Below are 16,365 nucleotides of genomic sequence, written 5' to 3' on the forward strand. Positions count from 1 at the left end.
GAGGTGCCGATCCGGGCGTGGTTGATCGATGAGCGGGTGTTGGTGGTGGTGATTCACCACATCGCCAGTGACGGCTGGTCACGGGCACCGCTGGCCAAGGACGTCTCCGCCGCCTACGCGGCGCGCCGCGCGGGCGACGCGCCGCGGTGGGAGCCGCTGCCCGTCCAGTACGCCGACTACGCCCTGTGGCAGCGCGAACTGCTGGGGGACGACCAGGATCCGGACAGCGTGATCTCGCGGCAGGTCGCCTACTGGCGGGAGACCTTGGCTGGGGCGCCGGAGGAGCTGGCGCTGCCCGCCGACCGGGCCCGCCCGCCGCTGGCCTCGCACCGTGGGTACAGCGCGCCGATCGAGATCCCCACGCACATGCACGCCCGCCTGGCGGAGGTGGCGCAGGCCGAGGGCGTCACCACATTCATGGTGGTCCAGGCCGCGCTGGCGGTGCTGCTGTCACGGCTGGGCGCCGGAACCGACATCCCCATCGGCACGGCCAACGCCGGCCGCACCGATGAGGCCCTGGACGATCTGGTCGGGTTCTTCGTCAACACGCTCGTGCTGCGCACCGACCTGTCGGACGACCCCACGTTCAAGGAACTGCTCGCCCGGGTACGCCAGACCAGCCTGCAGGCCCTCGCCCACCAGGACGTACCGTTCGAACGGCTCGTCGAGGAGCTGGCGCCGGCCCGGTCACGCGCCCGGCACCCCCTCGTCCAGGTGATGCTGACGCTGCAGAACACCGGCGAGGCCGCTCTGGAGCTGCCCGGCGTGCGGAGCGGTGAGATGGCGGCCGGCGTGCCGGCCGCGAAGTTCGACCTGGACGTGCGCCTGATGGAGACCTTCGGCCCCGATGGCGGCCCCGCGGGTGTGCGCGGCTCGCTGATCGGCGCCGCCGACCTGTTCGATCCGGCCTCGGTCACCCGCATCGCGGCCCGGTTCACCCGGCTGCTCGGCCTCCTCCTCGACGACACCCAGGCCCGGCCAGGCTCTGTCGAACTGCTCGAACCGGACGAGCGGCACCGCCTGCTCACCGAGTGGAACACCGCCCCGGTCCCGGCCGAGCCGGCCACCTTACCCGAGCTGTTCGAGGCTCAGGCCGTACGCACCCCGGACGCGGTCGCCCTCGTGGCCGGCGGTGTCACCGTGACGTACGCGGACCTCGACGCCCGCGCCAACCGGCTGGCCAGGCTGCTGATCCGGCGGGGTGTCGGACCCGAGTCGGTGGTCGGCGTCTGCCTGGAACGGGGGATCGACCTGGTGGTCGCCGCGCTCGGCGTGCTCAAGGCCGGTGGGGCGTATCTGCCGCTGGATCCGGCGTACCCGGTGGAGCGGATCGCGTACGCGCTGGCCGACGCGCGAGCCTGTCACGTCCTCAGCTCGGCCGATCTGAGCGGCCGTCTGCCGGACGGCGTGCCGTGGCTGGCCGTGCAGGACCTCGCCGGGTCCGGCGCGCCGGTCGCGGCGGAGCGGCAGGTGCTCGATCTGGAGCATCCCGCGTACGTGATCTACACCTCCGGCTCCACCGGCCGTCCCAAGGGGGTAGCGGTCACTCACGCGAACGTCACCGGCCTGTTCGCGCAGACGCGGCCGCTGTTCGGGTTCGGGCCTGACGACGTGTGGAGCTGGTTCCACTCGTTCGCGTTCGACTTCTCGGTGTGGGAGCTGTTGGGCGCGTTGCTGCACGGCGGGCGTGTCGTGGTGGTGCCGTACGAGGTGTCCCGGTCGCCGGAGCAGTTCCTCGCCCTCCTCGAACGCGAGCGCGTCACCATGCTCAGCCAGACGCCGTCGGCGTTCTACCAGCTCATGGCCGTCGAGGAACACCGGCCCGAAGCGGTCGCCTCGGTACGCGCCGTCGTGTTCGGTGGCGAGGCGCTGGACCCCGCGCGGCTGAGCGGCTGGTGGGAACGCCACGGCGACGGCGTGCGCCTGGTGAACATGTACGGCATCACCGAGACCACCGTCCACGTCACCTTCCATGAGCTGCGTCCGTCCGGCGACGCGCCGGGCAGCGTGATCGGGCGCGGGCTTCCCGGGCTCAGCATGTACGTGCTGGACGAAGGGTTGCGCCCGGTGCCCACCGGAAGCGTCGGCGAGGTGTACGTGTCCGGCGGCCAACTCGCCCGCGGCTACCTGGGACAGCCGGCGCTGACCGCGAGCCGGTTCGTGGCCTCCCCGTTCGAGCCGGGCCGGCGCATGTACCGGACCGGCGACCGGGCACGGTGGACCACCGACGGCCACCTCGTCTTCGCCGGGCGGGCCGACGACCAGGTGAAGATCCGCGGGTTCCGGATCGAGCCGGGCGAGGTGCAGGCGGTGCTGGCCGGGTGCCCGCAGGTCGGGCAGGCGGCCGTGATCGCCCGCGAGGACGCCCCGGGCGACATACGCCTGGTCGCCTACGTGACGGCCGCGGACACCCGGGCCACCGCTGCCGACACGCTCTCCGGCAGTGCGCTGCCCGAGGGGGTGCGGCGCTTCGCGGCCGAGCGGCTGCCCGGGCACATGGTGCCGGCCGCCGTGGTCGTGCTCGACGCGTTGCCCCTGACTGTCAACGGCAAGCTCGACCGCAAGGCGCTGCCCGCGCCCCAGTACACGGCAGGCGCCGGCCGCGCCCCCGCCGACGCCAGGGAAGAGCGGCTGTGTGAGGCGTTCGCCCAGGTGCTCGGGCTGGAGAGGGTCGGTGTCGACGACGACTTCTTCGCGCTCGGCGGCCATTCGCTGCTCGCCGTGCGGCTGATGAGCCGGATCAGGACCGTCCTGGACGTCGAAGCCGACCTGGCGGCGCTGTTCGACGCGCCCACCCCGGCGGGGCTGGCCCGGCGGCTGGGCGACGAGAGATCCCGGCGGCCCGTGTTGCGGCCCCTGGGCGCCGGGGAGGAGACCGAATGATCCCGTTGTCGTTCGCGCAGCGCCGGTTGTGGTTCATCGGGCAGCTCGAAGGCCCGAGCGCGACCTACAACATCCCCATCGTGCGTACGCTGCCGGGCCAGGTGGACGCCGCCGCGCTCGACGCCGCCCTCCTGGACGTGATCGGGCGGCACGAGGCGCTGCGCACGGTGGTCGCAACCGTGGACGGGGAGCCGTACCAGCACGTCGTCCCGCTCGGCGAGCTGGCGTGGGAGCTGCGGGTCGCCGACGTGGCGGACCTGGACGACGCGGTGGCGGCGGCCGGCGCGTACGCGTTCGACCTGGCGCGCGAGATCCCCATCCGGGCCTGGCTGTTCCGGGCCGGCGACGGCCGGCAGGCGCTCACCGTGGTGCTGCACCACATCGCGGGCGACGCCTGGTCGATGGGGCCGCTGACCAGGGACGTCTCCGTGGCCTACGCCGCCAGGTGCGCGGGCGGGGCGCCGGAGTGGGAGCCGCTGCCGGTCCAGTACGGCGACTACACGATGTGGCAGCGCAAGCTGCTCGGCGACGAAAGCGACCCGGACAGCGTCATGTCCCGCCAGCTCGCCTACTGGCGGACCCGGCTGCTGGGCGCACCGGTGGAGCTGACCCTGCCGTTCGACCGGCCTCGCCCGCCGGTGGCCTCGTACCGGGGGCTCAGCGAACGGATGGAGATCCCGGCCGAAGTGCACGCGCGGCTGGCGGTGGTGGCGCGGGCCGAGGGCGTGACCACGTTCATGGTGCTGCAGGCCGCGCTGGCGGTGCTGTTGTCGCGGCTGGGCGCGGGCACTGACCTGCCGATCGGCACGGACGTCGCCGGCCGTACCGACGAGGCCCTGGACGAGCTGGTCGGATTCTTCGTCAACACCCTGGTCCTGCGTACGGACACCTCAGGGGATCCCACGTTCGCCGAGGTGCTCGCGCGGGTGCGGAAGACGGACGTGGCCGCGTACCAGCATCAGGACGTGCCGTTCGAGAAGGTCGTCGAGGAGCTCGCGCCCGCGCGGTCGCTGGCGCGGCACCCGCTGTTCCAGGTGATGCTCACCCTGCAGAACGCCGCCAGGACCGTCGCGGACGGGCCCGCCGGGGACGGCGCTTCGGGGGCGCTGGGGGCGAAGTTCGATCTCGAGGTGGTGTTCGGCGAGGTCTTCGACACCGCCGGCGCGCCGGCGGGGATGCGCGGTGTGGTCACCGCCGCCGCCGACGTGTTCGACCAGGAGAGCGTCACGGCGCTCGCCGGCCGGCTGACGCGGGTGCTGGAGCAGGTGACCGCAGACCCGGGCACGCGCCTGAGCGCGGTGGACGTGCTCGGTCCCGCCGAACGGCGGCGCGTCCTGGTGGAGTGGACCAAGGTCGCCTCGGCGGCGGTCCCGGTGCCCGACGACATGCGGCCCCTGGCCACGCGCGCGTACGTGCTGGACGAGCATCTCACCCCCACCCCGATCGGCGTCACCGGCCACCTGTACGTGGCCGCCGACGGGCAACAGCCGGAGCGGTTCGTGGCCAACCCGTTCGCCTCCGACGGGACCCTGCTGTACCGCACCGTCCACCGCGCCAAGTGGACGGCCTCCGGTGAGCTCGTCGTCGTGGCCGCGCCCCGCGAGGAGACGCCCGCGGCCGACCGGCGGCTCGTCGCCTACGTCGTACCGGCGCCCGGGGCCGTCATCGACGCGGCCGAGCTGAAGGAGTTCATCCGCCGTCACCTGCCCGCGTCGATGGTCCCCGCGGCGCTGGTGACGCTCGACGAGCTCCCGCTGACGCCAAACGGCAAGATCGACACCAAGAACCTGCCGCTGCCCGACCTCACCGCGCTCGCCGCCACCGGCCGCGGCCCGGCCGACCCACGCGAGGAACTGGTGTGCGCCGCATTCGCCGACGTCCTCGGCCTGGAGTCGGTCGGCGCCGAGGACGACTTCTTCGCGCTCGGCGGCCACTCGCTGCTGGCCATCCGCCTGGCGGAACGGCTGCGCGCCCAGGGCCTCGACGTGCCGGTACGCGCCCTCTTCGAAACCCCGACCCCGGCCGGCCTGGCCGCCACAGCGGGTGTGGACCAGGCGCCGGTGCCCGCCAACCTGATCCCCGACGGCGCCACCCGGATCACCCCCGGCATGCTGCCCCTGGTGGACCTGACCGCCGACGAGATCGACCGTGTCGTGGCCACCGTCGAGGGCGGCGCGGCCAACATCGCCGACGTCTACCCGCTCGCGCCGCTCCAGGAGGGGCTGCTCTTCCACCACCTGCTGGCGGAGGACGGCGGCCGGGACGCCTACGTGATGCCGACCGTGCTGGAGTTCGACACCCGCGATCGGCTCGACGCCTTCCTCGGCGCGTTGCAGCGGGTGATCGACCGTCACGACATCTACCGCACGTCCATCGTCTGGGCGGGGCTCCGCGAACCGGTCCAGGTCGTCTGGCGCCAGGCGACACTTCCCGTGCGCGAGGTGGAGCTACCGGAGCAGGACGGTGATCTGGCCGAGCGGCTGGTGGCCCACGCCTGGCAGAAACTGGACGTCGGCCGTGCGCCCATGATCGACGTGCACACCACCGCCGCGCCCGGCGGCCGGTGGCTGGCGCTGGCCAGGGTGCACCACATGGTCCAGGACCACATGGCGCTGGAGGTGCTGCTCGCCGAGATCCTGGCGATCCTCTCGGGACGCGGCGACCAACTCGCCGAGCCCCGGCCGTTCCGCGACTTCGTGGCCCAGGCCCGCGACGCCGCGGACCGTGCCGCGCACGAACGCCACTTCGCCGAACTGATCGGCGACGTCACCGAGCCGACCACGCCGTTCGGCCTGGTGGACGCGCGCGGCGACGGAGACGACGTCGTACGCCGGGCCGTGGCGTTCTCCGAGCAGTCGCAGCGGCGGTTGCGCGCGGTCGCCAAACGGCTGGGCGTCAGCACTGCGACACTCATGCACGTGGCCTGGGCCCGCGTGGTGGCCGCGGTGTCCGGCCGCGACGACGTGGTGTTCGGGACGGTGCTGTTCGGGCGCATGCACGCCGGCACCGGCTCCGGCCAGGTCCCGGGCCCGTACATCAACACCCTGCCGGTACGCGTGCGCACCCACGAGCTGACCGTGCTCCAAGCCGTGTCGGAACTGCGCGGCCAGCTCGCCCGGCTCCTGGAGTACGAGCACGCCTCTCTCTCGCTCGCCCAGCAGGCCAGCGGCGTACCACCGGAGACCCCCCTGTTCACCTCGTTCCTCAACTACCGCCACAACACCCGGCGCGGCGAGGGAGAGGGCGGCGGCCCGGACGGCATCCGGTTGCTGCTCGCCCGGGAGCGCACCAACTACCCGCTCGGCGTCGCGGTCGAGGACGACGGCGACGGGCTCGCGCTGACCGTGGACGCGGTGGCGCCCATCGACCCGGCGGCCGTCGGCAGGCTCGTACGCACCGCCGCGGAGAACCTGGCCGCCGCACTGGAAGACGCCCTCAACGGCGGCCCCGACCTGCCGCTGCGCGGCATCGACGCACTCGACGAGAGCGAGCTGCACCGGGTCCTGCGCGAATGGAACGCCACGGCGGCCGGCATACCGGACGCGACGCTGCCGGAGTTGTTCGAGGCCCAGGCGGCCACCACACCCGGCGCGATCGCCGTGGCCTCGGGCGGCGTGGAGCTGACCTACGCCGAGCTGAACCGGCGTGCCGACGGGCTCGCATGCGAGCTGCGCGATCGGGGCGTCGGCCCCGAGTCGGTGGTCGCGGTGGTCATGGAACGGGACGCCGAACTGGTCGTCGCCCTGCTCGCCGTGCTCAAGGCCGGAGGGGCGTACCTGCCGGTTGATCCCGAGTACCCGGCCGAGCGGATCGGCTACATGCTGCGCGACGCCGCCCCGGCCGTCATCCTCGCCTCACCCGGCGTCGCCGCGCTCCTGCCGCCGTCGCCCGCCCCGGCCCTCGTCCTGGACGGCACCCCCCGGCCCGCCCCTCCTTCGGCCGCCTTCGCAGGCGCCCGTTCGCCGGACAACCCGGCGTACGTGATCTACACCTCCGGCTCGACCGGCCGGCCCAAGGGCGTCGTGATCACCCATCGGGCGCTGGCCAACCACCTGCGGGCCGCCGCCGAACGGGTGCCGCTCAGCGCGGACGACCGGCTGGTCGCGGTCACCACGGTGTCCTTCGACATCGCGGCGCTGGAACTGTTCCTGCCGCTCGTGGCCGGCGCCCGGGTGGTGCTCGCGCCCAAGGAGACCGTACGCGAGCCGGCCGCCCTGCTCGACCTGGTACGCGGCAGCGGCGCGACGGCCATGCAGGCGGTGCCCTCCCTGTGGCGGGCGCTGCTCGACACCGGCGACTGGCCCCGCGGCGTGCGGATGCTCGTCGGTGGCGAGGCGCTGCCCGGGGAACTGGCCGCGCGCATCACGGCCATGGGGGCGCGGGCCGAGAACCTGTACGGGCCCACCGAGGCCACCATCTGGGCGACGTCGGCCCAGGTGGCGGACGGGCCGGTGACGATCGGGCGGCCGTTCGCCAACACCCGCGCCTACGTACTGGACCGGGACCTGCGCCCCGTGGCGGCCGGCGTCGCCGGCGAGCTGTACCTGGCGGGCGCCCAGCTCGCCCGCGGCTACCTGCGCCGGCCCGGCCTGACGGCGGAACGTTTCGTGGCCGCCCCCTACGGGCCGGACGGCGAACGCATGTACCGGACGGGTGACCTGGCGCGCTGGCGGGCCGACGGCACCCTCGAATGCCTGGGGCGTACCGACGACCAGGTCAAGATCCGCGGGTTCCGCATCGAGCTGGGCGAGATCGAGTCCGTGCTCGAACGCCACCAGCAGGTGGCACGCGCGGCGGTGGCCGTACGCGAGGACGCGGGCGGCGGCCCTCGCCTGGTCGGGTACGTCGTACCGGTGCCCGGTCACCAGCCGGACGGCGCGGCCGTCCGCGAGCACGTGGCCAGGGACCTGCCCGCGTACATGGTGCCGTCGCTGGTGATGGTGCTCGAGGCGCTGCCCCTGACGGCCAACGGCAAGGTGGACCGCAAGGCCCTGCCCGCCCCGGACCAGCAACCGGCCGGCGACCGCCGCGCCCCGGCCACCCTGCACGAAGAGCTGCTCTGCGGCGTGTTCGCCGAGGTGCTCGGGCTGCCCGAGGTGGGCGTGGACGACGACTTCTTCACGCTGGGCGGGCATTCGCTGCTGGCGGTGCGGCTGATCAGCCGGGTTCGTACGGTGCTGGGCGTCGAAGTGCCGCTGCGACTGCTGTTCCAGGCATCGACGGTGGCCGGGCTGGCCGGTCGGCTGGGGAGCGCCGGGGTGGCGCGGCGGGGCGTGCGGGCCGTGGAGCCTCGGCCGGAGCGGGTGCCGTTGTCGTTCGCGCAGCGGCGGGTGTGGTTCCTCGGCCGCTTGGAGGGGCCGAGTCCCACGTACAACATCCCAGTGGTCCTGCGGCTCGCGGGCGGCGTCGATGCCGAGGCCCTGGGTGCGGCGCTGCGGGACGTGATCGAGCGGCACGAGGTACTGCGGACGGTGTTCCCCGAGGTGGACGGGGAGCCCTACCAGCGGGTGGTGCCCTTCGCGGACCTGGACTGGGAGCTGTCCGTGAGCGCGGCCGCGGACCTCGGTGAGGCGGTGGCCGAGGCCTGCCGGTACGCCTTCGATCTGTCGGCCGAGGTGCCGGTGCGGGCGTGGTTGTTCTCGACGGCCACGGATGCGCATGTGCTGGTGGTCGTCGTTCACCACATCGCGGGTGATGGGTGGTCGATGGGGCCGCTGGCGCGGGATGTGTCGGTGGCTTACGGTGCGCGGTGCGCGGGTGCGGCTCCGGCGTGGGAGCCGTTGCCGGTGCAGTACGCCGATTACGCGTTGTGGCAGCGGGAGCTGCTGGGGGATGAGCGGGATGCGGGGAGTGTGGTCTCGCGGCAGGTGGCGTACTGGCGGGAGAGGCTTGCGGGGGCGCCGGAGGAGTTGGTGTTGCCGGTTGATCGGCCGCGTCCGGCGGTGGCGTCCCATCGGGGGGTGACGGTGCCGGTGGAGGTGCCGGCCGAGGTGCATGCGCGGCTGGTGGGGCTGGCGCGGGCGGAGGGTGTGACCACGTTCATGGTGGTTCAGGCCGCGTTGGCGGTGTTGTTGTCGCGGCTGGGGGCGGGGAGTGACATTCCGATCGGGGCGGCTCATGCGGGGCGGACCGATGAGGCGTTGGAGGATCTGGTCGGGTTCTTCGTCAGCACGCTGGTGTTGCGGACCGACCTGTCCGGGAATCCCACGTTCCACGAGCTGCTGAGGCGGGTGCGGGAAGCGAGCCTGGCGGCTTTCGAGCATCAGGATGTGCCGTTCGAGCGGCTGGTGGAGGAGCTGGCGCCGGCGCGGTCGATGGCCCGGCACCCGCTGTTTCAGGTGATGCTGACCGTGCAGAACACCGGTCAGGCGGTGCTGGAGCTGCCGGAGGTGTCGGCTGCGGGGATGCCGGTGGAGGCGGCGGCCAAGTTCGACCTGGAACTGGGACTGGCGGAGGTCATGGACCCCTCGGGGGCGCCGGCCGGGGTGCGGGGGTCGTTGGTGGCCGCGGCCGATCTGTTTGATCGAGGGTCGGTGGAGGCGCTGGTCGACCGGTTGGTGCGGGTTCTGGGGGTGGTGAGTGCGGATCCTCAGGTTCGGCTGGGTGCGGTGGAGGTGGTCGGGGCTGGGGAGCGGCGTTTGGTGGTGGAGGAGTGGAACGACACGGCTGGTGAGGTGTCGTCGGGGTCGTTGGTGGGGTTGTTCGAGGCGCAGGTGGGGCGGTCGCCTGGGGCGGTGGCGGTGGTGGGGCCGGGTGGGGAGCGGGTGTCGTTTGCGGAGTTGGATGGGCGGGCGAATCGGTTGGCGCGGTTGTTGGTGGCGCGTGGGGTGGTGGCGGAGTCGGTGGTGGGGGTGTGTTTGGAGCGTGGGGTGGATCTGGTTGTGGCGTTGCTGGGGGTGTTGAAGGCGGGGGCCGCGTATCTGCCGGTGGATCCGGAGTATCCGGTTGAGCGGGTGGCGGTGGTGTTGGGGGATGCGGGGGCGCGGTGGCTGATCACTGGGGGTGGCGTCAGGCCGGGGCTGCTGGAGGGGGTGCAGGTCGTTGACTTGGATGACCCGGCGGTGGCGGCGGGGTTGCCTGGTGGGCGGCTGGGTGCGGTGTCGGCCGACAGTGCGGCGTATGTCATTTTCACCTCGGGTTCGACGGGGCGGCCGAAGGGTGTGGTGGTGTCGCATTCAGGGGTGGTGAATCGGCTGGCCTGGATGCAGGAACGCTTGGGGTTGGTGCTGGGTGAGGGGGTGTTGCAGAAGACGTCGTTCGGGTTCGACGTGTCGGTGTGGGAGTTCTTCTGGCCTCTGACGCAGGGCGGGGTGCTGGTGTTGGCGCGGCCGGGTGGTCAGCGGGACGCCTCCTATCTGGCTGGGCTGATTGAGGCGGAGCACGTGCGGGTGGCGCATTTTGTGCCGTCGATGTTGGAGGCGTTCCTGGCCGAGCCCGCCGCCGCCTCGTGTGGCGGTCTGCGGTGGGTGGTGTGCTCTGGTGAGGCCCTGCCGGTGCATGTGATGCGGCGCTTTTTCGAGGTCCTGGACGGGGTGGGCCTGGAGAACTACTACGGCCCGACCGAGGCGTCCATCGACGTGACCGCTTGGCGGTGCACACCGGATTGGGACGGGGCTTCGGTGCCGATCGGCCGGCCGGTGGCCAATACCCGGGTCTTCGTGCTGGATGAGTTCCTGTCTCCGGCGCCGCCGGGCGTGGTGGGCGAGCTTTATCTGGCCGGGGTGCAGCTCGCGCGCGGGTACGCCGGGCGGGCCGGGCTGACCGCGGAGCGGTTCGTGGCCTGTCCGTTCGAGGCCGGTGGGCGCATGTATCGGACCGGCGACCGGGTGTCCTGGTCAGCCGACGGTGAGCTGATCTTCGCCGGGCGGGTGGACGACCAGGTGAAGATCCGCGGCTTCCGGGTGGAGCCGGGCGAGGTCAGCTCAGTGCTGGCGGCCTGTCCTGGGGTCGGTCAGGTCGCGGTCATCGCGCGCGAGGACGTGCCGGGGGACGTGCGGCTGGTGGCCTATGTGGTGCTATCGGGCGAAATTTCGGTCGATGTCGTACGGGAGTTCGCCGCCGCGCGGTTGCCGGAGTACATGGTGCCCTCGGCGGTGGTCGTACTCGACGAGCTGCCGGTGACCGTCAACGGCAAGCTTGACCGCGGAGCCCTGCCCGCCCCCGAATACGCCATCACTCCCAGCCGGGCCCCGGCCACCCGCGAAGAGGAGCTCCTGTGTGCGGCGTTCGCGCACGTCCTCCGGCTGGAAGGCGTCGGCGTGGATGACGACTTCTTCGCCCTCGGCGGCCATTCGCTGCTGGCGGTGCGATTGGTCAGCCAGATCCGGGCGGTGCTCGGTGTGGAAGTGCCGTTGAAGGTCCTGTTGGAGGCGCCGACGGTCGCAGGACTTGCCCGGCAGCTTGGTGATCTCAAATCAGCGAGGCCGGCGTTGCGGCCCATGCGTACCCAGAAGGAGTCCTGATGATTCCGTTGTCGTTCGCGCAGCGCCGGTTGTGGTTCGTCGCCCAGTCGGAAGGGCCGAGCGCCACCTACAACATGCCGGTCGTGCTGTCGCTCTCGGGCGAGGTCGATGCCGAGGCGCTGGGTCTGGCGCTGCGGGATGTGATCGGGCGGCACGAGGTGCTGCGTACGACCTTCCCAGACGTGGAAGGTGAGCCCTATCAGCACATCGTGGCGGCCGATGAGCTGGCCTGGGAGCTGACGGTGACCGAGGTCGCCCCTGCCCGGCTGCCCGCGGCGGTGGCCGAGGCGGCGGCGCACGCCTTCGACCTGTCGTCGGAGATGCCGATCCGGGCCTGGTTGTTCGAGGCCGGGGCGGATGAGCGGGTGCTGGTGGTCGTCGTCCATCACATCGCCGGCGACGGCTGGTCGATGAGGCCGCTGGCGCGGGACGTGTCGGTGGCGTATGCCGCGCGGTGCGCGGGGCGGGCCCCGGCGTGGGAGCCGTTGCCGGTGCAGTACGCCGACTACACGCTCTGGCAGCGCGAACTGCTCGGCGACGAGAAGGACCCGGACAGCCTCATCTCCACTCAGCTGGCTTACTGGCGCGGCGCCCTGGCCGGCATCCCGGACGAGCTCGACCTGCCCTACGACCGGCCCCGACCCGCGGTGGCCTCGCATCGCGGGCACACGGTGCCGATCGAGGTGCCGGCCGAGGTGCACGCGCGGGTCGTCGAACTGGCGCGCGCCGAAGGCGTGACCACGTTCATGGTGTTGCAGGCCGCGCTGGTCGTGTTGCTGTCGCGGCTGGGCGCGGGCACGGACGTTCCCGTCGGTACGACGGTGGCCGGTCGTACCGACGTCGCCCTGGACGACCTGGTCGGGTTCTTCGTCAACAACGTCGTCCTGCGTACGGACCTGTCCGGCGACCCCACCTTCACCGAAGTCCTCTCCCGCGTCCGGCAGACCGGGTGGACCGCGTTCGCGCATCAGGAGCTGCCGTTCGACCGGCTCGTGGAGGAGCTGGCGCCGTCGCGGTCGATGGCCCGGCATCCGCTGTTCCAGGTGATGTTCAAGGTCCAGAACCACAGCGAGGCGGTGCTGGAACTGCCGGGAGCCAGGGCCGGCGGGCCGTCCCGTGCGGTGTCCGCGGTGGTCACGACGGAGATGTCGGCGGCCAAGTTCGACCTGGACTTCACCTTGGGTGAGGTGTTCGGCGCGAGTGGCGTCGCTGGGGGGCTGCGGGGGTCGGTGGTGGCGGCGACGGATGTGTTCGATCGCGGGTCGGTGGAGGTGCTGGTCGGGCGGTTGGTGCGGGTATTGGATGCGGTGACCGGTGAGCCGAGTACGCGGTTGAGCGATGTCGAGGTGCTCGATGAGGTCGAGCGTCGGCTGCTGGGCGACTGGAACGACACGTCGGCCGAGGTGAGGGCTGGGTCGTTGGTGGAGTTGTTCGAGGCGCAGGTGGCGCGTGCGCCTCAGGCGGTGGCGGTGGTGGCCGGTGGAGCGCGGTTGTCGTTCGCGGAGGTGGATGAGCGGGCGAATCGGCTGGCGCGGTTACTGGTGGCGCGGGGTGTGGCGGCCGAATCGGTGGTGGGGGTCTGCCTGGAGCGTGGGGCGGATCTGGTGGTGGCGTTGCTGGCGGTGTTGAAGGCGGGCGGAGCGTATGTGGCGTTGGATCCGGCGTATCCGCTGGAGCGGTTGCGCTGGATGGTGACGGATGCGGCGCCGGTGGTGGTGCTGGCCTCGGCCGAGACGGCGGAAGTGGTGGCCTCGGCCGCGACAGCACAGGCGGTGGCGTCCGTCGTCGTGCTGGATGACCCGGCGGTCGAGGCGGAGCTGGCCGCCTTGCCGAATGATCGGCTGGGGGAGGTTTCCGGGGAGTGTGCGGCGTATGTGGTCTACACGTCGGGGTCGACGGGGTGGCCGAAGGGTGTGGTGGTGCCGCATCGCGGGGTGGTGAGTTTGTGTGAGTGGTCGGCGCGGCAGGTGCTGGCGGGAATCGAACGGGTGGCGCTGACGACGTCGGTGTCGTTCGATGCGTCGTGGAATCAGCTGGCCGGTTTGTTCGCCGGTCGTGAGTTGCATGTGGTGGATGGGGAGACGTGGCTGGATCCGGGGCGGTTGGTGGCCTGGTTGGCGGCGGGTGGGGTGGAGTTCATGGAGGTGACGCCGTCGTATGCGCAGGTGCTGGTGGAGCATGGGCTGTTGGAGTCCGGGCTCAAGCAGCTGGGCGTGGGCGGCGAAGCGGTGCCGGACGGGTTGTGGGATCGGCTGGCCGGCAGCGGAATACGGGGCTTCAACTTCTACGGGCCGAGCGAGTGCACGGTCGATACCGCGGTGGCGCAGGTCGGCGGTCAGGGCGGCCCGGTGATCGGCCGGCCGGTGGCCAACACGCTGGTGTACGTGCTGGACGATCACCTGGCCCCGGTGCCGATCGGTGTGGCCGGGGAGCTGTATGTCACCGGTGACGGGGTGACGCGCGGCTACCTCGACCGGCCTGCCCTGACCGGCGAGCGGTTCGTGGCGTGTCCGTTCGAGCCCGGTGCGCGGATGTATCGCAGCGGGGATCGGGTGCGGTGGACGGCTGAGGGCGAACTGGTGTTCCTGGGCCGGGTGGATGATCAGGTGAAGGTGCGCGGGTTCCGGGTGGAGCCGGGCGAGGTGCAGGCCACCGTTGCCACGCATCCGCAGGTGGCGCGGGCGGCCGTGATCGTGCGGGAGGACCGGCCGGGGGATCGGCGGCTGGTGGCTTATGTGGTGCCGTTGGGTGAGATGTCACCCGAGGCGGTGCGGGCATATGTGGCGGAGCGGCTGCCGGAGTACATGGTGCCGTCGGTGGTGGCGCTGGAGGCGCTGCCGCTGACGGCGAACGGCAAGCTGGATCGGGCCGCGCTGCCCGCTCCCGGAGCGACGGCGAGGGTGGGCCGGGCGCCGGCTGATGCGCGGGAGGAGGTGGTGTGCGCGGCCTTCGCCAAGGTGCTGGGCGTCGAATCGGTGGGCGTGGACGACGACTTTTTCGCCCTGGGCGGCCAGTCGCTGCTGGCGATCCGCCTGGTTGCGCTGTTGCAGGCCCGTGGTGTGTCGGTGTCGGTGCGCTCGTTCTTCCAGGCGCCGACCCCGGCCGGGCTGGCCCGCTCGGTGGGAGAGCAGCAGGTCGAGGTCCCGGCCAACGCCATCCCGGCTGACGCCACCACGATCACGCCGGACATGCTGCCGCTGGTGGACCTGACCACCGGCGAGATCGAGCGGATCGCGGCCGCGGTGGAGGGCGGCGCGGCCAACATCGCGGACGTCTACCCCCTGGCGCCGCTCCAGGAGGGTCTGCTGTTCCACCACCTGCTGACAGAGGGTGGCGAGGACGCGTACGTGATGCCCATGGTGCTGGAGTTCGACTCCCGCGACCGCCTGGACGCCTTCATCGACGCGGTGCAGCGGGTGGTCGACCGCCACGACATCTACCGCACGTCGATCGTCTGGGAGGGGCTCCGCGAGCCGGTCCAGGTGGTCTGGCGGCAGGCGACTCTCCCGGTACGCGAGGTGGCGCTCCCGCAAGGTGACGGCGTTCTGGCCGAACGCCTGGTCGCCCACGTCGGCCAGGTCATGGATCTGGGCCACGCGCCGCTGATGGACGTACACCTCACCCAGGTGCCCGGCACCGGCCGCTGGCTCGGGCTGGTGCGCAACCACCACATCGTGCGCGACCACACAGCGCTGGAGATCGTCCTGCGAGAGGTACGCGCGATCCTCGCCCACCGCGACGCCATGCTGCCCCAACCGCTGCCGTTCCGGAACTTCGTGGCCCAGGCTCGCGGCGCCGTCGAGCGGGCCGAGCACGAACGCTACTTCGCCGACCTGCTAGGCGACGTCACCGAGCCGACCGCACCGTTCGGCATGGTGGACGTGCGCGGCAACGGCGCGGACGCGGTCCGCAAGGTGGTGCCGTTCTCCACCGACCTGCACACCCGGCTGCTGGAGGTCGCTCGCCGCGTCGGGGCCAGCCCGGCGACGTTGCTGCACGTGGCCTGGTCGCGGGTCCTGGCGGCGGTGTCCGGCCGCGACGACGTCGTGTTCGGCACGATCCTGTTCGGCCGAATGAACGCGGGCACCGGATCCGACCAGGTACCCGGCCCGTACATGAACACGCTGCCGGTACGCGTGCGCACCGGCGACCTCGGTGTCCTGGACGCCGTGTCGGCGATGCGGAGCCAGCTGGCCGGGCTGCTGGAGCACGAACACGCTCCGCTCACCCTGGCCCAGCAGGCCAGCGGCGTGCCGGGTGACCTGCCGCTGTTCACCGCGCTGTTCAACTACCGCCACAACACGAGCGGGCCCCAGGAGCAGCAGGAATCGAACGGCGGCCTCGACGGCATCAACCTCGTCTACCTGCGCGAGCGCACCAACTATCCGCTGCTGGTATCGGTGGACGACGACGGGAACCGGATCTCGCTGGCGATCGACGCGGTGGCGCCGATCGACCCGGGCGAGGTGGGGGTGCTGGTCCGCACCGCCACGGAGAACCTGGTCGGCGCGTTGGAGGACTGCCTGGCGGGCGGCCCGGAGATCAGTCTGGGCGCCGTGGGCGTGCTGGGTGCTGAGGCACTGGACCGGCTGCTGCGCGAGTGGAACGACACGGCCGTCGAGGTGGTATCGGCCACGTTGGCCGGGCTCTTCGAGGCGCAGGTTGGCCGGACGCCGGATGCGGTGGCTGTGGCCGTGAATGGTGTGGAACTTTCTTACGCTGAGTTGGACATCCGTGCGAGTCGGCTGGCGGGGGTGTTGGCCGGTCGGGGTGTGGGGGCTGAGTCGGTGGTGGGGATCTGTCTGGAGCGTGGCATCGATTTGGTGGTGTCGGTGCTGGCGGTGCTCAAGGCGGGTGGCGCTTATTTGCCGATTGATGCGCGTTATCCGGTGGATCGGATCGCGTTCATGCTGACCGATACCGATGCGGTGACTGTGCTGACTTCCGGGGAGTTGGTGGATCGGCTTCCGCAGGGCGTGGGGGTGGTGCTGGTGGAGGATCCTGGGCCGGTTGGTGGGCC

Annotated in this window: 3 protein-coding genes; all 3 read left to right on the forward strand. The window is 72.0% G+C overall.

Annotated elements, in window-relative coordinates:
* A partial coding sequence (locus tag KLK06_RS58910) for a non-ribosomal peptide synthetase (protein ID WP_214644660.1) occupies window positions 1-2,883 on the forward strand: 2,883 nt, incomplete at its 5' end.
* On the forward strand, window positions 2,880-11,345 hold the full coding sequence (locus KLK06_RS58915; protein ID WP_214644661.1) for a non-ribosomal peptide synthetase: 8,466 nt from the start codon (window positions 2,880-2,882) through the stop codon (window positions 11,343-11,345). The genes KLK06_RS58910 and KLK06_RS58915, both read left to right, overlap by 4 nt.
* A partial coding sequence (locus tag KLK06_RS58920) for a non-ribosomal peptide synthetase (RefSeq protein ID WP_214644662.1) occupies window positions 11,345-16,365 on the forward strand: 5,021 nt, incomplete at its 3' end. The genes KLK06_RS58915 and KLK06_RS58920, both read left to right, overlap by 1 nt.

Source organism: Nonomuraea sp. NEAU-A123, assembly GCF_018603905.1.
GTDB lineage: Bacteria > Actinomycetota > Actinomycetes > Streptosporangiales > Streptosporangiaceae > Nonomuraea.